Here is a 21,723-nt window from a genome sequence, read left to right as displayed (position 1 = left end):
GGGATCCATCATGACTAAAGTGAATGCTTCACGCCGCGAGTTTTTGCGTGTTTCTACGGCACTTGGCGTAGCAGGTGCTGCTGGTAGTGCCAGTCTGCCATTTGCCATCAACCTGGCAACCATGGGGTCCGCTGCCGCACAAACTTCGCCAGGCGGATACAAGGCCCTGATATGCCTTTTCCTGTATGGTGCCAACGACCATGCCAATACTGTATTGGCCACTGACAGCACGTCGTGGAATCAATACCTGTCTGTGCGCACAACCAATGAGGCAGGCTCGATTGCGCTGCCTGCGACCAGCAGTAATGGCGGCGTTTTACCCATCAACCCAACCACATCCCAGGCAGGCCGCAGCTTTGCACTACACCCGCAACTGGGGCCGTTAAAGACGCTGTTTGAGAATGGCCGCGCAGCCATACTCAGCAATGTCGGCCCCTTGATCGTACCCACCACTCTGGCACAATACAAGGCAGCCAGCGTGCCCCTACCTCCCAAGCTATTTTCCCATAATGACCAGCAATCATTGTGGCAAGCCTATGCACCAGAAGGTGCGGCTTATGGCTGGGGCGGTCGCATGGGTGACATGCTGGCCTCCAGTAATGCTTACCCAGTGTTTACGGCGATCTCGGCTTCTGGCAATGCAGTTTTTCTCTCCGGCCGTACTGTCAATCAATATCAGGTCAGTGCATCGGGTGCAGTCCCCATAGGTGGTCTGACAGGCAGCCTGTTTGGATCAAGCACAGCTGGCAACCCCTTGAAGAACATTATTGCATCGGACACCGCCAACCTGTTCCAGAAAGAACATGCGGCGGTCACCAATCGGTCCATCAATGCACAAAGCTTGCTCAGCCCGGCGATGGCACCGGCTGGTGCTACTGGGGTTCCAAATCCTGCGCAGTATACCAATCCAAACAATGGCAATCTTGCAAATAATGCCCTGGCGGCACAATTGCAGACTGTCGCCAGGATTATCGCCGGACGCAGCGCCCTTGGCGCACAAAGACAAGTGTTTTTTGTCAGTCTGAGTGGATTCGATACCCATGATGCCCAGCGTACTGCGCATGCCGACCTGATGGCCAGACTGGCGCATGCTATCAGTTACTTTGACGGTGTCATGGGTAACTTGCAGGGCACTGATATGCGTAAGCAAGTAACCCTATTCACCGCTTCGGATTTCGGCAGGACCTTTACCAGCAATGGCGATGGCACGGATCACGGCTGGGGATCTCATCACTTTATCGTCGGTGGCGCAGTAAAAGGCAATAATATGTATGGCGAATTCCCGGTCACGGGACTCAAACATAGCCTGGATGTAGGTTCAGGTAGCTTGCTGCCACAGATTTCTGTTGATCAGTACGGCGCTACACTGGCGAACTGGTTTGGACTCAGCACAAGCCAGATCAATGACATTTTCCCGAATATCGTGAATTTTTCAAACCGCAATCTGGGATTTATGACCTAGTTGATACTTGCCACTACACGCTAAAAATGCGTGCAGTGGCCCTCATCAAAATATGGATCTGGCTGTCAGGGTAGTGAAACGCTCCAGCGCATAAGTACCCGCCAGCGAGTTACCGGTTGCATCCAGCCCCGGTGACCAGACAGCCACGGCCAGCTCCCCCGGCACCAGTGCCAAAATCCCGCCACCAACACCACTCTTGGCTGGCAAACCTACGCGATAAGCAAAATCACCTGCCGCATCATAAGTGCCGCAAGTCAGCATCAGTGCATTCAAACGCTTGGATGAACTGGCATCAAGGATTTGTTGCCCACTCCAGGGTACGCTGCCATGATTGGCAAGAAAGCTGCCAGCCATGGCTAATTCCGTACAAGTCATGGTCAGCGAGCATTGACGGCAATAACTGTCGATGACAGTTTTGACAGGATTATGCAGATTGCCAAAATCCTTCATCAAATGCGCGATCGCGTAATTGCGATGCGCTGTCTGGCGTTCAGACTGGGCAACTGCAATATCAAAATCGATGGAAGGCTCACCGGAAATTATCCTGGCAAACTGTTGAACCGCAATATCCGACTGTACAAAGCGGGCCGACAAGATATCGGCGATGACCAGTGCACCTGCATTGATAAATGGATTACGCGGCTTACCACGTTCATACTCAAGTTGTACCAGCGAGTTGAAGGGATTGCCGGAAGGCTCACGCCCTACCCGCTCCCAAATCGCATCGCCTTCACGAGAAAATGCCAGCGCCAGCGCAAACAGTTTGGTCACACTTTGCAGAGAAAACTTTTGCTGGCTGTCGCCGATGTTGTAGGTGCTGCCATCCAGGCAATACACAGCCATGCCAAAATGCTGGGCCGACACTTTCGATAACTCAGGAATATAGGAAGCTACTTTTCCCTGAGGCAGCAAAGGCTGGACTTCAGCATAAATTGTCTGAAGTATGGCTGCGTAGTCCGGTTGCATCAATTTATTAAATTCAGGTTTTCGGCAAAGTTACGCCAACTTGTCCCTGATATTTGCCGCCACGGTCCTTGTAGGATGTTTCGCAGACTTCATCACTCTCGAAGAACAAGACCTGTGCACAACCTTCACCTGCATAAATCTTGGCTGGCAATGGCGTAGTGTTTGAAAACTCCAGCGTCACATAACCTTCCCATTCAGGCTCAAACGGCGTGACATTGACGATGATGCCACAACGCGCATAGGTAGATTTACCCAGGCATATTGTCAATACGCTACGTGGAATACGGAAATACTCCATCGTCCGCGCCAACGCAAATGAGTTAGGCGGGATGATGCAAACATCGCCCTTGAAATCGACAAAAGATTTTTCATCGAAATTTTTTGGGTCAACAATAGTGCTATTGATATTCGTAAAAATCTTGAATTCGTCGGCACAGCGTATATCGTAACCATATGAAGACGTGCCATAGCTGACGATGCGATTGCCATCACGTTCACGCACCTGGCCAGGTTCAAACGGCTCTATCATGCCGGTTTGTTCTGCCATGCGGCGTATCCACTTGTCTGATTTGATACTCATGTGCTTCTCCTGCCAAATTAATATTGGCGCGATTTTACGCGAAAACAGCTATATCTAATATGGAATTAGCTCTTGAAAGAGCAAACTAATTTGAGGAAATTTCTACCTGACAGTTCTCATACAAGGCATCAGGCACTTTACGACCTTGTCAGGCTCGTCATCTGAACATAGCAATTAGCCAACAAAAAACCATATCAATTTTATGCAAGCTTTTGATTTTCCAGAAGAATTTCCTTATCGTCACGCAAAACCAGCAGCTTTCCGGTACAATTCCGCAATGAACGCTCAGCCTAAAAATCTATTCTCTTTCCCTCGTTTTCGCCCCGAAGTTGGCGGAAAAAATACCGCACCATTTTTACCCATGTCACGCGCCGAAATGGATGCACTGGGTTGGGATAGTTGCGACGTTATCCTTGTCACCGGCGATGCCTACATTGACCATCCCAGTTTTGGCATGGCTCTGATAGGCCGCCTGCTGGAACATCATGGTTTTCGTGTAGGCATTATTAGCCAGCCTGACTGGCAATCTGCTGACGCTTTCCGTGCACTGGGCAAGCCAAACCTGTATTTTGGTGTTACTGCCGGCAATATGGATTCCATGGTGAACCGTTACACCGCCGACCGCAAGATACGTTCTGAAGATGCCTATACGCCGGATGGCGACCGCACCAAGCGCCCGGATCGTGCTCTGGTTGTCTACGCCCAGCGTGCCCGTGAAGCGTACCCTGATGCCAATATAGTCGCTGGCAGCATAGAAGCCAGTCTGCGCCGTATTGCCCATTATGATTACTGGTCTGACAAGGTAAGGCGTTCCGTCTTGCCAGATTCAAAAGCCGACATTCTGTTGTTTGGCAATGCCGAACGCGCCCTCATTGATCTGACACACCGCCTGGCGAATGGCGAGGCCATCAAGGATATCCGTGATTTGCGCGGCACCGCCTTCATGACACCACGTGGCTGGCTGCCAGATGAAGAGTGGACAGAAATTAACTCTGTCAAAATTGATACACCCGGCAAAATCGAGACGCATACCGATCCGTATGCGATGATTCCCGAGAAAGAGGCGAAATGCGCCACGGGCGATGCGCCTGCTGCTACCACCACCTCTGCGGAAGCCAAGCCTGAAGCCAAAGTCGAAACCAAGGCTGACGTCGTGCAACTACAAGCCATACGCATCATGAGCCGCGAAGAACGCCAGCTCATGCTGCGCAATAAGCAACATAAATCCGTGATACGCCTGCCATCCTTTGATGAAGTCAAGGGAGATGCCGTCTTGTATGCCCATGCCTCACGCGTATTCCATCTGGAAGCCAACCCCGGCAATGCCAAGGCACTGGTACAAGGCCACGGTGACCGTGATGTCTGGCTAAACCCGCCACCTTTGCCGCTGGCCATGGATGAAATGGATGGCGTGTATGACCGCGCCTATGCCCGTGCTCCCCATCCTGCCTATGGCAAGGCCCGCATACCCGCCTGGGAAATGATACGTTTCTCAGTCAACATCATGCGCGGCTGCTTTGGCGGCTGTACTTTCTGCTCGATTACCGAACATGAAGGCCGCATCATACAAAGCCGCTCTGAGCCATCGATTTTGCGCGAGATAGAAGAAATCCGCGACAAGGTCAAAGGCTTTACCGGCACTATCTCTGATCTTGGCGGCCCAACGGCGAATATGTATCGCCTTGCCTGCAAGGACAAGAAGATAGAAGAATCCTGCCGTCGACTTTCCTGTGTCTACCCTAGCATTTGCTCCAACCTGGGCACTGATCACAGCAAGCTGATTTCGATCTACCGCAAGGCGCGCGCCCTTCCCGGCATAAAGAAAGTGTTGGTCAGCTCCGGCCTGCGCTATGACCTGGCAGTGCGCTCACCAGAATATGTAAAAGAGCTGGTGACCCACCACGTCGGCGGCCTGCTGAAGATCGCGCCTGAGCATACAGAAGCTGACACTTTGTCGAAAATGATGAAGCCAGGCATCGGCAGCTATGATGAGTTCAAGGCCATGTTCCAGAAGTATTCGAAAGAAGCTGGCAAAGAACAATACCTGATCCCTTACTTTATCGCCGCCCACCCGGGCTCTACCGATGAGGACATGGTGAATCTGGCAGTCTGGCTCAAGAAAAATGATTTCAAGCTCGATCAGGTGCAAACATTCATGCCTACGCCTATGGCACTGGCAACCACCATGTACCATACCCGCAAGAATCCGCTCAAGAAAGTCACTGCCGATTCTGAAGTAGTGGAAACGGCTCGCTCAGGCAAGATACGTAAGCTACACAAAGCACTGTTGCGCTATCACGCTCCTGAAAACTGGGAAATCATCCATGAAGCCCTGGTGCGAATTGGCAGGCGCGACTTGATAGGCAGCGGCCCGAGGCATCTGATACCACTGCGCCAGCCACATATTCCCATCACCATAGATGAAAGTGGTGTTGCCAATGGCAAACGGGTAGCTGCACCAAAAATTGATACATTTGGCAAAAAGTCTTATGCGCGCGCTGCAGCAAATGCAACAACGACAACAGGTAAAGCCCCTGCCACCAATTCAACAAGACCTGGCCTGGCATACAAGTCAGCAAAGCCTAAAACTGCGCCAAACAAGACTGGCAGACGCTAATAAGTAAGGGCAATCTGATAATAGAATGAAAGCTTCACTGGTCTGCGCCGATCAGCGCAGCTTTTTTTTCATTCGTCTCTTTTCATGTCTCTCCACTGATGTAGAATCAAATCATCACTTGCCACCAAGTCCGACTCACAAAACAGGGAGGAAGTATGAAACACATGAAAACAGTACTGATACTTGAGCATACCGAAGAGGTTTTCGACAAGCTCACCTGTGATGTTTGTGGTGCGGAATCAAAGTGGGATGAAAACTGGGCAAGCAAAGAACACGAAAAATCCATCACCACCCTGCAACTTGAAGAGGAAGAGTCTTTCCCCCATGGTGGCCAGTCAACACAGATTCAATATCATATCTGCCCATCCTGCTTCAAAACCCATTTGGCAAAGTGGATGGAAAGCCACAGAGATTCAAAACCTACCATCACCAACTCTGTCTGGTAACAAGGTCCGTGCTGAACTGATCTCGGTGTTTGACATGCAATCAATAAGCCCTGGCAAATCTGTCGGGGTTTCGTCTCATTTGAGTATGTCCATGTGAGCAATTTACATCAAGCGCACCGCACCAAGGTATAATGCAAGGTTTGATTGCATTAGAAAAGTATACCTATCATGGAAGCTGAACGCCTCAATAGCCTGTCCGCCCTGCTTGCCGACCTGACCGTCCGCGAAGCCGAACTCCGGAGGTATCTTTGACTTCGATATCAAGTCAGAGAAACTGGAACAAGTCAACGCCGAGCTGGAAGACCCTGCCGTCTGGAATGATCCCAAACGCGCCCAGGAGCTAGGCAAAGAAAAAAAATCCCTGGAAAACGTCGTCAACACGCTGGTCAAAGCGGATAGCGGCCTGCGCGATGCGAATGACCTGTTCGCCATGGCACGCGAAGAAAACGACGACGATACCCTTGAAGCCATAGAAGTTGATACCCAGAGCCTGCGTGAACTGGTTGAAGGCATGGAATTTCGCCGCATGTTCAACAACCCCATGGACCCGAACAACTGCTTTATCGATATCCAGGCTGGTGCCGGTGGTACTGAAGCACAGGATTGGGCATCCATGCTGTTGCGTCAATATTTGCGTTATTGCGAACGCAAGGGTTTCAAAGTCGAAATCATGGAACAGTCTGACGGCGACATCGCTGGTATCAAGACCGCTACGTTGAAAGTCGAAGGCGAATACGCCTATGGCTTTTTGCGCACGGAAACCGGTGTGCACCGCCTGGTACGCAAGTCTCCATTTGACTCCAACAATGGTCGCCATACTTCCTTCTCCAGCCTGTTTGTTTATCCTGAAGTGGATGACTCGTTTGAGATCGACATCAATCCCGCAGATGTGCGTACCGATACTTACCGCGCCTCTGGTGCCGGTGGTCAGCATATTAATAAAACCGATTCCGCTGTCCGTTTGACGCATGGCCCTTCCGGTATTGTTGTTCAATGCCAGAATGACCGCAGCCAGCACAGAAACCGTGCTGAAGCCTGGGAAATGCTGAAGGCAAAACTGTTTGAGCTTGAACTGCGCAAGCGCATGAGTGAAAAACAGAATCTAGAAGATTCCAAGACCGATGTAGGCTGGGGTCATCAGATCCGCTCTTATGTACTGGATCAATCACGCATTAAGGATTTACGCACGAATTTTGAATCTGGCAACACCAAGGCAATCTTGGATGGTGACCTGGATGAATTCATTGCGGCATCCTTAAAGCAAGGCGTTTAACACACTACATATATTGCGTACGTGCGCAGGCAATCGCCTGCGCAGCCTTAAAGAATCAAAACCCGCAGGCCAGATGCCTGCCCTCCCTTAGGGAAAATTATGTCTGATATCAATAACACGACAGCAAGTGAATTGCCTGTTGATGAAAATTCCATCATCGCCGAACGTCGCGCCAAACTGGACGCTATCCGCGCCAAAGGCGTAGCCTTCCCGAATGATTTCCGCCCACAACACAAGGCAGCGGAACTTGCAGAGAAATACGGTGCAATGAGCCGTGAAGAACTGGAAGCACTGAATGTTGAAGTCAGTGTCGCTGGTCGCATGATGTTGAAACGTGAAGCTGGGAAAAAAGCAGCATTCGCAACACTGCAAGACGCTTCTGGCATCAAGGCTGATGGCCGCATACAGTTATATGTCACAGCAGACAAAACTGGCGAAGCCGAAATGGAAGCCTTCCGTCATTATGACCTGGGCGATATCCTTGGCATAGAAGGCGTCCTGTTCAAAACAAAAACTGATGAATTGACAGTCAAGGTCACGACCTTGCGCATGCTGACAAAATCACTGCGCCCCTTGCCTGACAAATTCCACGGACTGGCCAATCAGGAAACCAAATACCGCCAGCGCTATGTCGACCTCATCATGAGTGAAGACACACGCCGGACGTTCAAGGCACGTACCGCCGCCATGAACTCTATCCGCACATTCATGAACAGCAATGATTTCATGGAAGTGGAAACGCCAATGTTGCATGTCATACCTGGCGGTGCGGCAGCCAAGCCTTTCATCACCCACCACAATGCGCTGGACATGCAAATGTATCTGCGTATCGCGCCTGAGCTGTATCTGAAGCGTCTGGTGGTCGGTGGTTTTGACCGCGTGTTTGAAGTTAACCGCAACTTCCGCAATGAAGGTGTGTCACCACGCCACAATCCAGAATTCACGATGATGGAATTCTATGCAGCCTATGTCGATTACAAATGGCTCATGGACTTTACCGAGCAAGTCATCCGCAAAGCTGCTGAAGATGCGCACGGCACCGCAGTATTGACCTATCAGGGCCGTGAACTGGATTTGAGCAAACCCTTCCAGCGCCTGACCATTGTTGGAGCTATCAATAAATATGCACCGGGCTATACCAACGAACAATTGCATGACGCTGACTTCGTCAAGGCAGAACTGCTGAAATTTGGTGTCAAACCTTTTGCCACAGCCGGTCTGGGCGCATTGCAACTGGCGCTGTTTGAAGAAACCGCAGAAGCACAATTGTGGGACCCGACCTATATCATCGATTACCCGGTTGAAGTCTCGCCACTGGCACGTGCATCTGATACGGTTGCAGGCATTACCGAGCGTTTCGAGCTGTTCATGACAGGCCGTGAAATTGCCAATGGCTTCTCTGAATTGAATGATGCAGAAGACCAGGCGGCACGCTTCCAGGCGCAGGTTGCAGCAAAAGATGCTGGCGATGAAGAAGCCATGTACTACGACGCTGATTACATCCGCGCCCTGGAATATGGCCTGCCACCAACTGGCGGTTGCGGTATTGGTATAGACCGTTTGATGATGTTGATTACTGATTCACCTAACATCCGTGACGTAATCCTCTTCCCGCATTTGCGCCGTGAAGATTAATAATTGACATAGTCAAGCATAAATGAAGAAGGGACTGTAAAATTTGCAGTCCCTTTTGTTTTCTGCAATCGAGTAAATCCTGCCATGCCACCAGTCCATCCCCTTAAAAAACTATTTCAGTATGCCAAAGCTTATCGCAGTGACTTTCGTCTGGCGACCATTTATTCGATATTAAATAAATTCTTTGATGTACTACCTGAGGTCTTGATTGGTGTCGCGGTAGATATCGTCATCAATGGCGACAAGAGTTTTTTGGCCAAGCGGGTATTGGGTGGTTTTGGCATTACCGACACCTGGCATCAACTGATGTTCCTCGGTGCAGTGAATGCCCTGATCTGGGCTGGTGAATCCTGGTTTGAATATCTGCTGTCCATCAAATGGCGAAAACTCGCGCAAAACCTGCAACATGACTTGCGCCTGGATACTTACGACCATGTGCAAAAACTGGAAATGGCCTATTTTGAAAACCAGCGCACTGGAAACCTGATGTCCATCCTCAATGAAGATATCAACCAGATGGAGCGCTTCCTTAACGGCGGCGCAAATCAGATCATCCAAGTCATCTGCTCTTCCATCATGGTCAGCGCCGTGTTTTTCGCTTTACAGCCGTCCCTAGCTGTCATCTCCTTACTACCTGTACCCTTAATATTGATAGGTGCATTCTGGTTTCAAAAACGCCTGGCACCACGCTATTCTGCAGTGCGCGAAGCGGCTGGCGATGTCAGCGCCCGCTTGAATAATAATTTGCTGGGCCTGGCAACAATCAAAGCCTTTGCCACAGAAAGCTTTGAAAAAAATCATATCGCCGAAGCCAGCAATGCCTATCGTCAGGCGAATAGCAATGCCATTGCTATCAGTGCCGCCATCACACCGGTAATTCGCATGGCGATTCTGGCAGGCTTTACTGCTACCCTGGTCTACGGCGGCTGGCTGACTTTGCAAGGCGAACTGGCAGTCGGCGCTTATTCAGTGCTGGTGTACCTGACGCAACGCCTGCTATGGCCTATGACAGGCTTGGCTGACGTGGCTGATATGTATCAGCGTTCAATGTCGGCCATAGACCGCGCCATGGGCTTGCTGGATACCAAAATCAATATCCCCTACGAAGGTAAACATGTCGCACCGGCACAAATCAAGGGGGACTTACTGTTTGACAAAGTCGATTTTGCTTATGGGAATCAAAAAACTTTGCAGCAAATCAGCCTACACATCCCCGCTGGCAAGACTATCGCCTTTGTCGGCTCTACCGGCTCAGGCAAATCAACGCTGGTGAAATTACTCTTGCGTTTTTATTCTGCACAAGCCGGAAAAATTACACTCGATGGCACAGAGATCAATGAGATCAACTTGCAAGACTTACGTCGCTGCATAGGTTATGTTGCACAAGACAGTTTCCTGACCGATGGCACGATAGCCGAGAATATCGCGTATGGCATGCAGGATGTTAATGATGCCGCCATCAGGGATGCAGCGCAGGCAGCCGAAGCAATGGAGTTCATTTCCAAACTGCCGCTAGGCTTTGCCACCCGTATTGGTGAACGTGGCCAAAAATTATCAGGCGGCCAGCGCCAGCGCCTGGCACTGGCTCGCGCCATTCTCAAAAATCCACCCATACTGATACTCGATGAAGCCACCAGTGCCGTCGACAATGAAACCGAAGCAGCGATACAACGCAGCCTGGATGTTGTCAGCCGCAACCGCACCACCATCGTCATTGCTCATCGTTTATCCACGGTACGTCAGGCAGATTGCATACACTTGCTGGAAGCTGGAGAGATCATGGAAAGTGGCACGCATGACGAATTGCTGGCACTGGACGCTGGCTATGCTGCCTTATGGCGCTTGCAAACTGGTGAGCGCACTCATGGATAATGAAAGTTAGCTCTGTAATTACAGAAATACCAAGTTTGCAGCTGCGATTTAACCTTGTTTTTCATACTCGATTAACGCGCAGTGTTATGCTTATAGCAAGGAGGGTGTAAAGCATGAAAAAAACATTGGCGATAGGCGCAACTACAGTTTTGCTTACCATGCTGGGGGCAACCTCCTACCATGCTATCGCCTATGTCACGCAGGCACAGCCCGCAAGCACAAGCGCTGTTAATTTACCGGTCAAACCCTTTGAGGTTGATCCCTCCTGGATCAAGGAAGGCAAACCGAATTTTCGTGCCGCAGAATTTTTCAAGTCATATGATGGCGAGACCAGTTCAGGCATCTTTGAGTGCGATGGCCCATCTACCTTTGAATGGCATTACCAGCTTGATGAAAGCATCTATGTGCTTGAAGGCGGCGTGGATATTGATTATGAAGGCAAAAAGTTTTCCCTGAAACCGGGTGATACCGTACTTTTCCGCGCAGGCACGAAAGCACTCTGGCACGTGCCCAAAGGCATACGCAAGAGCTGGACCTTGCATGATGCTGGCAAACCCGCACGCGGGCTTGCCAGTTTGCTCAAATAAAGTCAGCAACAAGCTGTCGATCAATCAGGAATTGCCTTTGCCAGTGCAAGTGCGCTAAGAAAAGCATTTTCCACCTTGCCTGCACCTTCAAGGCCAGCGGCAAACCAGTCTCCACAGACACCTATTCCCTGCTTGCCATTCCACAAGAAATCAGAATCCGCTGGCTTTACGGCCTCAGCATAGCGCCAGCGATGTACAACAGCATGAATAGGTTGTATCCATGAGCCTGTGGCTTCGTGGAAGGCCTTGGTCAATTTTTCTTTCACTCTCTCATCGTCATCTTCCAGATGCTCGATACTCCATGCCTGTGTTGCGTGGCAAACCCAGCGCTCGCCAGCCCTGTGCAAGGGTTTGGCATCATCATGTGCTATCCAGCCAAGACGGGAATTATTGATCCAGGCACCGTCATAAGGCAGGTCCAGAGAAGTCTGGAACCCCAGCATCAACGTCCAGCAGGGTGCCAGGCGTGCCTGCTTTGCTTGTTTGGCCAGGGCTGGCGTGACACTCAGCAGGGGTTCTGCCTGATCGGCCGTAACCGCCAGGATCACCGCATCAAAAGGCCCGGCAGTTGCAGCAATCGGTACCGTGGCTGAACGGATGGACAGCAGCCACTGCTTGCCATGCTCTTCGAGAGCAGTTACATGTTGCTCTGCGCGCACATCCAGGCCATGCGCCAGTTGTTTACCAAGGGAACTCATGCCGGGTACGGCGATATAACGCGTGCCACTACGTCCTGCTGGTTTACTGCTACCAGCTTCCAGCGTTGCCAGCTTGGCTGTCCAGGGAACGACCCAGCCAACCTTCTTCCAGTCTGCAATTTCTTTTTTAAAGCGATCAGAGCTGGCGGTGAAATATTGTGCGCCATGATCAAAACCACCCAGTTCCGTGTGTCTGGTACTCATGCGGCCACTGACGCCCATGCTTTTCTCATACACAGTGACATGATGACCTTGCGCCTGCAATTGACGCGCAACTGTCAAACCTGCTAATCCGGCACCAACAACAGCGATTTGCATATTATTTTCCTTATCTAGCGTCCAAACAGACAATAAAAAACGCCCGCTATACAAGCTTGCGGGCGTCAATTGGTTTAGTGCATATTAATATCTACTTTAGGTACAGCGTTCTCGCGACCATGCAGGCTGGCGCGACGTGCAGTGCAGTCAGGAATACTACCCCGGACAAGGCGCAGTATCCTGCAAACCCTGGCATCCAGTTCGCGCGGCATCACTTTCATACGGCGGGAGCTGTACAAGTCTGACTTTGCTACGCAGCTATCTGGTTTCATTCACTATCCTGGAATAGAGATCAACATGCTGTATTTAATACATTACTTCAAACACCGCGGTCTCTGGTGATCACTGTTCGTTTTCTTCAACCGGCCAATCGCGGATATAGGCTTTCAACATCTTGTTTTCAAAACTTTGCGCTTCCAGTACGGCCCTGGCTACGTCATAGAACGAGATTACGCCCAGCAGGGTTTTTGCATCCATGACAGGCAGGTAACGCGAATGTTTTTCCAGCATCATGCGGCGCACTTCATTGACTTCGGTTTCCGGTGTCACTGTGAGGGGATGGTCATCCATGTATTTGCGGACTGTACCAGCACCAAGTGAACCCTGGTTTTTATGAATCGCACGTATGACTTCACGGAAAGTCAGTATACCAACCAGATCACCGTACTCCATCACGACCAGAGAGCCGATATCTTTCTCCTCCATGACGCTGACAGCTTCGGTAATTGGGATATCAGGTGTGATCGTGAAAAGGATATTACCCTTCACTTGAAGTATCTCTGAGACTTTCATGATGCCCCTCCTCTTATACATTTATATGGACCTTATTTGCAATGTATCGCAAGCCTTGCAAAAAATCCAGCATGTAAAATATTTTATTAATGAATTCACCCGCATTTTGCCTGTCTTTTGCACCTTCAGCATCAGCGATGGTAGCATTGCTGCCTCACAATATGGAGACTCTCACACATGAGCGGCCCTAAATACCACGGCTTTGATACCCTGTCCCTGCATGCGGGCGCAGCCCCTGACCCAGCTACAGGCGCACGTGCTACCCCAATTTACCTGACATCCTCTTTTGTGTTCAAGGATTCAGATCATGCAGCTTCGCTCTTCAATATGGAAAGAGCCGGCCACGTCTATTCACGCATCTCCAACCCCACCAATGCTGTACTAGAAGAAAGAATTGCGGCACTTGAAGGTGGCGTCGCTGGGATCGCCGTTGCCAGCGGGCAAGCTGCCATGCATTTGGGTCTGACAACCATAGCAGGGGCTGGTTCCCACGTCGTAGCTTCGCGCGCCTTGTATGGCGGTTCGCAAAATCTGCTGGCATATACGATGAAGCGCTTTGGCATAGAGACGACCTTTGTTGACCCACGTGATCTGGATGCCTGGCGTGCCGCCATACGACCGAATACCAAAGTCTTGTTTGCAGAAACACTTGGCAACCCCGGCCTTGATGTGTTGAACATCCCGGCAGTTGGTGAAATTGCGCATGAGCATCACTTGCCGCTCATGTTGGACTCCACCTTCACAACACCCTATCTGCTGAAACCATTTGATCATGGTGCCGATCTGGTTTTCCACTCAGCTACAAAGTTCCTGTGCGGCCATGGCACTGCCATAGGCGGCTTGCTGGTCGATGGCGGCACTTTTGACTGGCAGGCAGCCTATGAAAAGACCGGGCACTTTGCCGAACTCTGTGAGCCTTATGACGGTTTCCATGGCATGGTATTCAGTGAAGAGTCAACCGTTGCCGCTTTTTCACTCAGGGCACGCAGGGAAGGTTTGCGGGACTTCGGTGCCTGCATGAGCCCGCACAATGCCTTCACCATCTTGCAAGGCATAGAAACCCTGGGCATGCGCATGGACAGGCATGTAGCAAACACCCGTAAAGTTGTCGAATTTCTGGTTTCACATCCGGCAGTAGATTCTGTCTCTTACCCCGAACTGGAAAATCACCCAGATTATGAACTGGCAAAGACTTTGCTGCCCAAAGGTTGCGGTGCAGTATTTTCATTCAACATCAAGGGCAACCGCACTGCGGGACAGCGCTTTATTGAATCACTGAATATTTTCTCGCACCTGGCCAATGTCGGCGATGCCAAGTCTCTGGCAATACATCCTGCCTCAACCACGCACTTCCGCGTGCCGGCAGAGCAATTGCTGACATCTGGCATTACCGAGGGAACCATGCGTCTATCCATAGGATTGGAAAATGTCGAAGATCTGATCGAAGACCTGTCACGTGGCCTCAAAGCCGCACAGAAGGGAGCCTGAGATGTTATTTGAAGTCAATGGCCATGCAGCCTATTGCTATACCGGTGGCAAGGCTTACAACCCTGTCCTACCTACGCTGGTTTTCATCCATGGGGCGCAAAACGATCACTCGGTCTGGGGTTTGCAGACCCGCTATCTGGCACATCACGGTTTTAATGTATTTGCGGTCGATTTGCCCGGCCATGGCCGCAGCAAAGGCCAGGCGCTGACCAGCATAGAGCAAATGGCAGACTGGCTGCTTGCTTTTCTGGATATCGCAGGCATAGCGCAAGCCACGCTGATCGGGCATAGCATGGGTTCATTGATCGCACTAGAGACTTGCTTCAAAGCCAGCACACGCATCAACAAACTTATAATGGTTGGTACTGCCTACCCCATGAAAGTATCAGATACCTTGCTCAATGCCGCCAGAGATGACGAACAGACAGCAATTGATATGGTGAATATCTGGTCGCACACCTCCATTGCGCACAAGCCATCCTGCCCTGGCCCTGGATTTTATGTGATGGGTGTCAGCCAGCGCCTGATGCAGCGCATTTCTGCCATCAATCCAGATAAGGTTTTTTACACGGACTTTGCTGCTTGCAACGCCTATGCAAATGGCGAAGCAGCCGCGCAATCAGTAACCTGCCCCAGCCTGTTCATACTCGGTAAAAAAGACATGATGACGCCCGCAAAGGCCAGCCTGACTTTGAGCAAAGTCATCCCAAATAGTCGGCAAATGCTCATAGAGAATTGTGGCCATTCATTGATGTCTGAGCAGGCGGACCAGGTTCTGTCGGCCGTCCATGATTTTGTGAAGGCATAAGCAACGATGGCGATGAATCTGGAAAGCTGGGCTTTGTTCACTGCTACAGAAGCGGCTCTGTCCTTATCCCCTGGCCCTGCTGTCATGATGGTGGTCGCCTATGGGATAGCCAGGGGATGGCGCACATCCCTGTTTGTCACGCTTGGCATATTGACGGGCAATGCCATTTACTTTGCGATATCGGCAACAGGCATAGGTTCGCTGATACTGGCCTCTCCCCAGGTATTCATGGCGATTAAATACCTGGGTGCGGCTTATCTGGTTTATCTTGGCTTGTCGGCCATCTTTGGCAAACCATCGCCACTGACGATATCCAAACTGGATAGCGTAATTCTCAGTGGCAGGAAGATATTCAGCAGCGCACTGATGCTGCAACTGATGAATCCAAAAACAATGTTGATGTTTGTGGCGATACTGCCGCAGTTCATCGACCCCAAGGAACCAGTAGGTATACAAATGCTGATACTGGCAGCCTGCTCCATCATTCCCGAATTTTTTATCCTGTTGGGATATGGCATGCTGGCTAGTAAAGCCAGTCACTGGGCAACCCAGGAAAGGTATGCGGTGACTACAGAAAGAATAGCCGGCACCCTGGTGACAGGTGCCGGTATCATGGTGGCATTGATATAGTCTTCAAAACTATGCATGCACAGGCAGGCGCTGGTTCAGGCTTGCCAGGTAATCTGCCCTGAAGCGGCGCAAGACATAATCCTTGTAATTGTCGTGCTTCAGGGTATCCCAAGCCTCTACCCTGCCCTTGCTTGACTTGTCCTTGGCTGCAGCCAGGACTTCGGGACTCAATTCCAGGCTGGCATCCGTCATCATTTCATAGCCATACAATTCCATGAATTCTTTGGTCAGGCTTTCTATGACTTCAATTTCGTGCATGCTCAATTGCTGCTTGAATTTGTCTTTATTGGCCATGACGGGTGGGAAACGATTTGTCGCCCATAAAGCAGACATTTTGGAAATTTGTTGTGCCTCGCTGGAATGGGTGACATCCAGCATCTCAGGCAAGAACTGCATGCCAAAGAAATCGCAAATCGCCCTTAAAACAGTTTCCTGATTACTCAAGAAATCTTCATAACGTATCGTCAGCACGCGATCTGGATGGAGTTTAACGATATCGCGCGACAATTGATGCGCCTCCAACCATGCCATGGCATTCAGCGTCGAATCATAATCATGAATAATGGCCTTGTTCATGGAAGCGACCTGCGCCCTGGGATCCCTGACTACGTTCAGGAACAGCATATTCGGGAATATCTGCAAAAGCTCTTCTGCATAATGCACGCTATCGAGCGACTTATCCATGACGATACTGGCATGATGGTGCTCGCCTGTGCGCAATAACAATTCCCACAATATCCTGTGCACACTGCGCTGATCATCTTTAATCGACTCAAACACATCCACCGGATCAAATACCATGCCTTTCCATTTCACCATACTGGCTGATTGCAAGCCGATGACATCGACGACCAGCCTGAAGTAAGACTCGTCGTCATTCAGATCGCCATAGCGCGGCACCAGGGGCATGAAATCAACGATATGCAAGGGATAAGGCGAATAAAATTCCTTGCTGTTATTCAGGCGCAGACGCAGGGCATGACTGCCACAGCGGCGCAAGGGTATCATAAGGACAGGCGTCGGTCGCTTACTGCCAGCAGCCGTTTTTTGTACGTTGGTCACACTATCTGATTCTGCCATGATACTCTCCCCATGCTTGAAGGTAGGAATCTGGAAGAACCACCTTGCCACCCTGTCAGGTCATGACAAGCTGAGTTGCGGTCTTTCCATTTTGTCGAAATAAGCTATAAATGCTTGAATAAAACCATCTACTTCTGATGCTGGTAAATTGTTGATGCCACCTGCACCACGTCGCCCGCCACCAGTAGCAAACGTGGAGCAAAATTGACTGGCCGGGCAATTGTCTGCATCACCCGAACGTATGCTGACAACATAACTGCCATCTGGTTTTGAGGTCAGCACCGCAAAAGACTTTCCGTGCTGCTCTTGCGTCAATTGATTTGCCAGAATGCCGGAGACTCGTCTGGCCCATGCCTGTGCAGGCAAGATAAAGATGGACGTTAATTCACTTTGGCGGTAAGCATGCAAACCTTGCATGAACGCCATATCACTGGCATAGGCATTACGCAGCACTACAAATTGTCCGGCGCTATTCAAAAAATCAAAGGGATCAACATAGTCATGTACAGCCTGATACAAAGCTGCAGGGTGAAAATGCAAATCATCTATTGACTCGCCATAAGCGTTGTAGTTGAGCAAAATACCGAGCTCTTGTAGCTGGTCGCGTTGCGATTCATTCAGGCCAGCCTCGCTTGCCATCGCAGCTGCGACTGCTGGCAAGTTATCACCATAAGCCGCCACTACGGCCCACTGCCAATGCAGATTGTTTAGGTAGCGATTGACCAGTATACTGCTGCATACATCAGCAGCCATGTCGCAATGCAAATGCAAATGCTCATGTTCAAAGGCATGCGTTGCATTGTGATGATCGAAGTAAGTGATCTCTGCACCGGCAGCCAGATGCTTGCGCAATGATGAGATATTACTATCCAGCGAAATATCCAGGACTGTAAGCCTGTCACCACTCTTGACTTCAAAGCGGGTCAGCAAATCAATATCCCGCTTGGCGCCAGTGACCAGTTCTGCTGTACGGGGTTCAGCCAGCCTTAACTGGTGCAAGGCGCAAATACCATCGGCGTCACCATTAAATACATCATAGGCTTGCACTGAACTGTTGATCTCTGCTGGCATGAATTTCCCGCTTTTAGCCGCTATTTGATATAGCATAATCCTATCAAATGTCTGTAGAGTTTTTCTGCAGCTTCTTCTATGGTGTGTTGCTCAGAATTGATTTCGAGATCAGGGTCCAAAGGCGCTTCGTACGGAGCAGAGACGCCAGTAAAATCCGGGATTTCTCCTCTGCGTGCTTTGGCATACAACCCTTTAGGATCGCGCCTCTCGCACACTATGCCTGGCGTACTGACATGTACTTCAACAAAACGTTCCTGACCTATGATTTCTTTCGCCATGGCCCGGTCATCACGAAATGGTGAAATAAATGCAGTAATGGCAATCATGCCTGCTTCATTCATCAGATGAGCGACCTCCGCAGCCCTGCGTATATTTTCGCGTCTGTCATGAGCAGAAAAACCAAGATCACTATTCAAATGATGGCGTAAATTATCACCATCCACTACGAAACAACAATGGCCGCGCTCGAGCAAAATTTTTTCCAGTGCATATGCCAGGGTCGACTTACCGGCGCCACTCAAGCCCGTGAGCCACAACGTAGCGGGGCTCTGCCTCATCAAACGTTCACGTGCACTGGAATTAACGACGCCATAGTGCCACTTGATATCCACCCCGCTGGTCTGCGGATTTTGCACAAAACGACCAAACTGCGTTCTGCGCTCCACCCTGACTGGTGATTGATCAAGCTGAGTTTGCTCTTTCAGTAGGCTTGTGTTCGCTTGCATTGGCGACTCCCGGGTTTGCCGTTGTAATCAAAAACGATCCAGCTCATTAAAACTCTTCCCAATCTGCACTGCCAGACTGCGGGCTATTGCTGGAGTTTGCTACGCGTTTGATTTGCTTTACTGCTGCTTTGTTTTTTTCCTGGCTGGCCGCTTTTTTTATCAAAGGAATGATTTTTTTGTCGTCCGTGGAAGGTTCACTCCATTTTGGTTCCTCGTATTTTTCGGCGCTCAGCTGGAAGGTACTTACCAATTCAGACAAATCATCAGCCTGGTTTTGCAACGCTGTCGCTGCGGCAGCAGCCTCCTCCACCAAAGCCGCGTTTTGCTGGGTGACATCATCCATTTGAACAATCGCTTCATTGATTTGCTCGATACCAGCCGTCTGCTCCTGACTGGCCAGCATAATTTCACTCATGATGCTGGTGACCCTCTTGATACTGATCACGATCTCGTCCATAGTCACGCCTGCCTGATCAACGAGCTTTGCGCCTATGCCTACCTTGGTGACAGAGTCATCTATCAAATGCTTGATTTCACGCGCGGCCTCGGCTGAGCGTTGCGCCAAATTTCTGACCTCAGTAGCGACAACAGCAAAGCCGCGCCCTTGCTCCCCGGCACGAGCCGCTTCTACCGCAGCATTGAGCGCCAGTATATTGGTTTGGAAAGCAATGCCATCAATCACCCCAATGATATCGACAATTTTACGGGATGAAGTATTGATGGACCCCATGGTTTGCACAACCTCGGAAACGACCGAACCTCCTTTTATTGCCACGTCAGACGCAGATTTTGCTAACAAGTTCGCTTGTTTAGCACTATCAGCGTTTTGCTTGACTGTCGAAGTCAATTCTTCCATTGAAGATGCAGTCTCCTCAAGCGAACCAGCTTGTTGTTCGGTACGTGAAGACAAATCCATGTTGCCAGAAGCGATTTGACGGGAAGCAGTTGCGATAGTATCAGTACCAGAGCGCACCATACCAACGATGCTGGCCAAGCCCTTCTGCATCTCATCCATGGCATGCATGAGACTATGCGTATCCTTTTCAGCAAGGCGAATTGGCACAGACAGATCCCCTGCCGCGATTCTTTCTGCAATCTGCACCGCATAGCGTGGCTCGCCACCTAATTGCTTTAGTAGGCTCCTGACGATGATCCACGCAGCCAGCACCCCCAAAAACAAAGCTGCGGCCCCAAACATAAACATGAGATTCTTGGCTTTGGCATAGTCTTTCTCTGCCTGCAAAATGGCTTCGGTATTTTGCTTGTCTTCGACAGAGATAAATTCATTCAGCAAATCCCACCATTTCTTTTGTATCGGACGGAATTCAAAGCGCAACAATTTATACGCCTCTTCACCTTTTTTTTGGACACCTAGCTCAGCGCCCTTGGCGATGAAAGGTTCGGACAGTTTAGCCTGATCTCTAATGTTCGCCAGCAGAGTAAGTTGTTCAGGCGATGCGTTCGTATCAGATTTGAGCATCTGAGAAAGTTTTTCTTCTGCATCGTTGTATTTCTTGGTCTGCGTTGCAATCCGTTTTACTTCAATCTGAATTTCAGCCTCGTCAGAGAGCAGAATAAGATTTCGCAAGGCCAGCGCCCGTTCGGTCACTGTCAGATACATGGTCGACGCCAACTTAGACTGCACATTATTGACGTTGGCGATTTCGTCCATACGCTGATTCATCCGGGCCATGTAAGTGATCCCTAGTAACAGCACAACCAGCAATAAACCCAAAACCAATCCAAAACCAGTGATCAAACGGGTTGAGACCTTAGAATTTTCGATGTTCATGATTTCCCCAAAAACGTTGTCAGATACAGAGAGTTTGACTAGATCCGGGCTTGCATAGGTTTGCGCTACAAGCTCATATTGCCACACAGATTTTAATGCCACAAGGAAATTATTAAAAAATGTAACTTCGGATTTATCCATTAAATATCAAATACTTAAGGATATAAACTGCGACTATTGAAGTCTAAATCTTAGTAGCAATATTTATATATAGGTATTTATTTAATGTTTATCAGATTTAATAGTAGTAGATTTTTTTGCAATGTCAAAGAGTTAATCAATGATTACCTCTTTGAACTTTTTCAGAAATCTGATTGTGCATTTTTTTTGAAGATTGAGGCACAGGCAGCGATGCTTGGCATAAGATGCAGATATATAACAAACGGCAGAATCCAGGACGCCAAAAGGAGACCAACATGGCAGAAAAATTCACTAATTTTTCAGCGTTTTACGCCTTTTATCTCACCGAACACAGTAATAAAACCTGTCGACAACTGCACTTTTTAGGTAGCACATTGGTCATATTATGTTTAGCAGGGTTTATTGTAACTGGTGCAACAATGTATCTACTTGCAGCACCCATCTGCGGCTATGGTTTTGCCTGGATTGGGCATTTTGTGTTTGAAAAAAACCGACCAGCTTCGTTCAAGCAGCCTCTATTCTCCTTCATGGGGGACTGGGTCATGTACTGGCAACTGTTGAGTGGAAAAATCCACTTCGCCCAACAGGATGAGGCACACAAAGCCTGACCGAAGCAATATACCTGCGTGATCTATTGCAATCTTGCACGAAACCGTTCTGGAGATAATGCGTACGGCCGAAATCAATTAATGACGGAGTCGTTTGCCGATCTGGAGCACGCATGAAATCTATAAGGTCGACG

The 21,723-nt window shown here is 49.8% G+C and carries 20 protein-coding genes; 11 read left to right on the top strand and 9 right to left on the bottom strand.

All coding sequences use genetic code 11. From position 1 onward, the window contains the following. Nucleotides 1–10: 10 nt before the first annotated feature. A complete protein-coding gene (locus tag Q8K39_RS09950; RefSeq protein WP_305259802.1) occupies nt 11–1,462 on the top strand; it encodes a DUF1501 domain-containing protein in 1,452 nt (483 codons plus the stop codon). Between the two features lie 45 nt (nt 1,463–1,507). Here the strand turns inward: Q8K39_RS09950 and Q8K39_RS09945 are convergent, their stop codons facing one another. Next, complete coding sequence (locus tag Q8K39_RS09945; protein ID WP_305259800.1) at nt 1,508–2,428, bottom strand: glutaminase; 921 nt, start codon at nt 2,426–2,428, stop codon at nt 1,508–1,510. Between the two features lie 13 nt (nt 2,429–2,441). Next, the gene (gene dcd / locus Q8K39_RS09940) at nt 2,442–3,008 is read right to left on the bottom strand and encodes a dCTP deaminase (protein ID WP_186945400.1); all 567 of its coding nucleotides are present in this window, start codon (nt 3,006–3,008) and stop codon (nt 2,442–2,444) included. Between the two features lie 277 nt (nt 3,009–3,285). On the opposite strand from dcd, the gene Q8K39_RS09935 reads away from it, so the two are divergent. The 6 genes from Q8K39_RS09935 to Q8K39_RS09910 all read left to right on the top strand — a co-directional run bounded on the left by Q8K39_RS09935 (nt 3,286) and on the right by Q8K39_RS09910 (nt 11,438). Then, complete coding sequence (locus Q8K39_RS09935; RefSeq protein ID WP_370868587.1) at nt 3,286–5,625, top strand: YgiQ family radical SAM protein; 2,340 nt, start codon at nt 3,286–3,288, stop codon at nt 5,623–5,625. 155 nt (nt 5,626–5,780) lie between these two features. Continuing rightward, nucleotides 5,781–6,071, top strand: coding sequence for a hypothetical protein (locus Q8K39_RS09930; protein WP_186951524.1), 291 nt, complete (start codon nt 5,781–5,783; stop codon nt 6,069–6,071). A gap of 168 nt (nt 6,072–6,239) precedes the next feature. Next, nucleotides 6,240–7,344 (top strand): peptide chain release factor 2 gene (gene prfB / locus Q8K39_RS09925; protein ID WP_305259793.1). Its coding sequence is split into 2 segments (ribosomal slippage): nt 6,240–6,320 and nt 6,322–7,344, totalling 1,104 coding nucleotides; the frame shifts between segments, so codons are not numbered across the junction. 99 nt (nt 7,345–7,443) lie between these two features. Then, nucleotides 7,444–8,979, top strand: a complete 1,536-nt coding sequence (gene lysS, locus Q8K39_RS09920) for a lysine--tRNA ligase (RefSeq protein ID WP_305259791.1) — start codon at nt 7,444–7,446, stop codon at nt 8,977–8,979. An 84-nt stretch (nt 8,980–9,063) separates the two neighbouring features. Continuing rightward, a complete protein-coding gene (locus Q8K39_RS09915; RefSeq protein ID WP_305259789.1) occupies nt 9,064–10,851 on the top strand; it encodes an ABC transporter ATP-binding protein in 1,788 nt (595 codons plus the stop codon). Between the two features lie 113 nt (nt 10,852–10,964). After that, nucleotides 10,965–11,438, top strand: a complete 474-nt coding sequence (locus Q8K39_RS09910) for a cupin domain-containing protein (protein ID WP_305259788.1) — start codon at nt 10,965–10,967, stop codon at nt 11,436–11,438. Between the two features lie 20 nt (nt 11,439–11,458). On the opposite strand, the gene Q8K39_RS09905 is transcribed toward Q8K39_RS09910, so the two are convergent. The 3 genes from Q8K39_RS09905 to Q8K39_RS09895 form a co-directional block, all read right to left on the bottom strand. Beyond that, nucleotides 11,459–12,454, bottom strand: a complete 996-nt coding sequence (locus Q8K39_RS09905; protein ID WP_305259787.1) for an NAD(P)/FAD-dependent oxidoreductase — start codon at nt 12,452–12,454, stop codon at nt 11,459–11,461. 74 nt (nt 12,455–12,528) lie between these two features. Next, nucleotides 12,529–12,726 carry a hypothetical protein gene (locus Q8K39_RS09900; RefSeq protein ID WP_305259784.1) on the bottom strand — a complete coding sequence of 66 codons (198 nt, stop codon included), beginning with the start codon at nt 12,724–12,726 and terminating at the stop codon, nt 12,529–12,531. Between the two features lie 70 nt (nt 12,727–12,796). Further along, entirely contained in the window at nt 12,797–13,246 is a 450-nt protein-coding gene (locus Q8K39_RS09895; protein WP_186951531.1) for a CBS domain-containing protein, read from the bottom strand. A gap of 177 nt (nt 13,247–13,423) precedes the next feature. On the opposite strand from Q8K39_RS09895, the gene Q8K39_RS09890 reads away from it, so the two are divergent. The 3 genes from Q8K39_RS09890 to Q8K39_RS09880 are packed head-to-tail and all read left to right on the top strand — an operon-like array spanning nt 13,424 to nt 16,172. Then, the gene (locus tag Q8K39_RS09890; protein ID WP_305259782.1) at nt 13,424–14,734 is read left to right on the top strand and encodes an O-acetylhomoserine aminocarboxypropyltransferase; all 1,311 of its coding nucleotides are present in this window, start codon (nt 13,424–13,426) and stop codon (nt 14,732–14,734) included. Nucleotide 14,735: 1 nt separating this feature from the next. Next, entirely contained in the window at nt 14,736–15,542 is an 807-nt protein-coding gene (locus tag Q8K39_RS09885; RefSeq protein WP_305259781.1) for an alpha/beta fold hydrolase, read from the top strand. A 12-nt stretch (nt 15,543–15,554) separates the two neighbouring features. Beyond that, nucleotides 15,555–16,172: a LysE family translocator gene (locus Q8K39_RS09880; RefSeq protein WP_305259780.1), complete on the top strand. Its 618-nt coding sequence runs from the start codon at nt 15,555–15,557 to the stop codon at nt 16,170–16,172. Between the two features lie 9 nt (nt 16,173–16,181). On the opposite strand, the gene Q8K39_RS09875 is transcribed toward Q8K39_RS09880, so the two are convergent. From Q8K39_RS09875 to Q8K39_RS09860, 4 genes are read right to left on the bottom strand one after another with little or no spacing between them, the layout of a single operon-like run. Further along, nucleotides 16,182–17,252, bottom strand: a complete 1,071-nt coding sequence (locus tag Q8K39_RS09875) for a sulfotransferase (protein WP_305259778.1) — start codon at nt 17,250–17,252, stop codon at nt 16,182–16,184. Nucleotides 17,253–17,312: 60 nt separating this feature from the next. Further along, nucleotides 17,313–18,323: a hypothetical protein gene (locus tag Q8K39_RS09870; protein WP_305259777.1), complete on the bottom strand. Its 1,011-nt coding sequence runs from the start codon at nt 18,321–18,323 to the stop codon at nt 17,313–17,315. 20 nt (nt 18,324–18,343) lie between these two features. After that, on the bottom strand, nt 18,344–19,048 hold the full coding sequence (gene cysC / locus Q8K39_RS09865; RefSeq protein WP_186951536.1) for an adenylyl-sulfate kinase: 705 nt from the start codon (nt 19,046–19,048) through the stop codon (nt 18,344–18,346). Between the two features lie 46 nt (nt 19,049–19,094). Next, nucleotides 19,095–20,840 (bottom strand): methyl-accepting chemotaxis protein, encoded by a 1,746-nt coding sequence (locus Q8K39_RS09860; RefSeq protein WP_305259773.1) that lies wholly within the window; start codon nt 20,838–20,840, stop codon nt 19,095–19,097. 416 nt (nt 20,841–21,256) lie between these two features. On the opposite strand from Q8K39_RS09860, the gene Q8K39_RS09855 reads away from it, so the two are divergent. Beyond that, nucleotides 21,257–21,589, top strand: coding sequence for a DUF962 domain-containing protein (locus Q8K39_RS09855; RefSeq protein WP_305259772.1), 333 nt, complete (start codon nt 21,257–21,259; stop codon nt 21,587–21,589). Nucleotides 21,590–21,723: the final 134 nt, after the last annotated feature.

The organism is Undibacterium sp. (genome assembly GCF_030683615.1).
Taxonomy (GTDB): Bacteria; Pseudomonadota; Gammaproteobacteria; order Burkholderiales; family Burkholderiaceae_D; genus Undibacterium; species Undibacterium umbellatum.
This window is presented reverse-complemented; position numbering and strand designations above follow the sequence as displayed.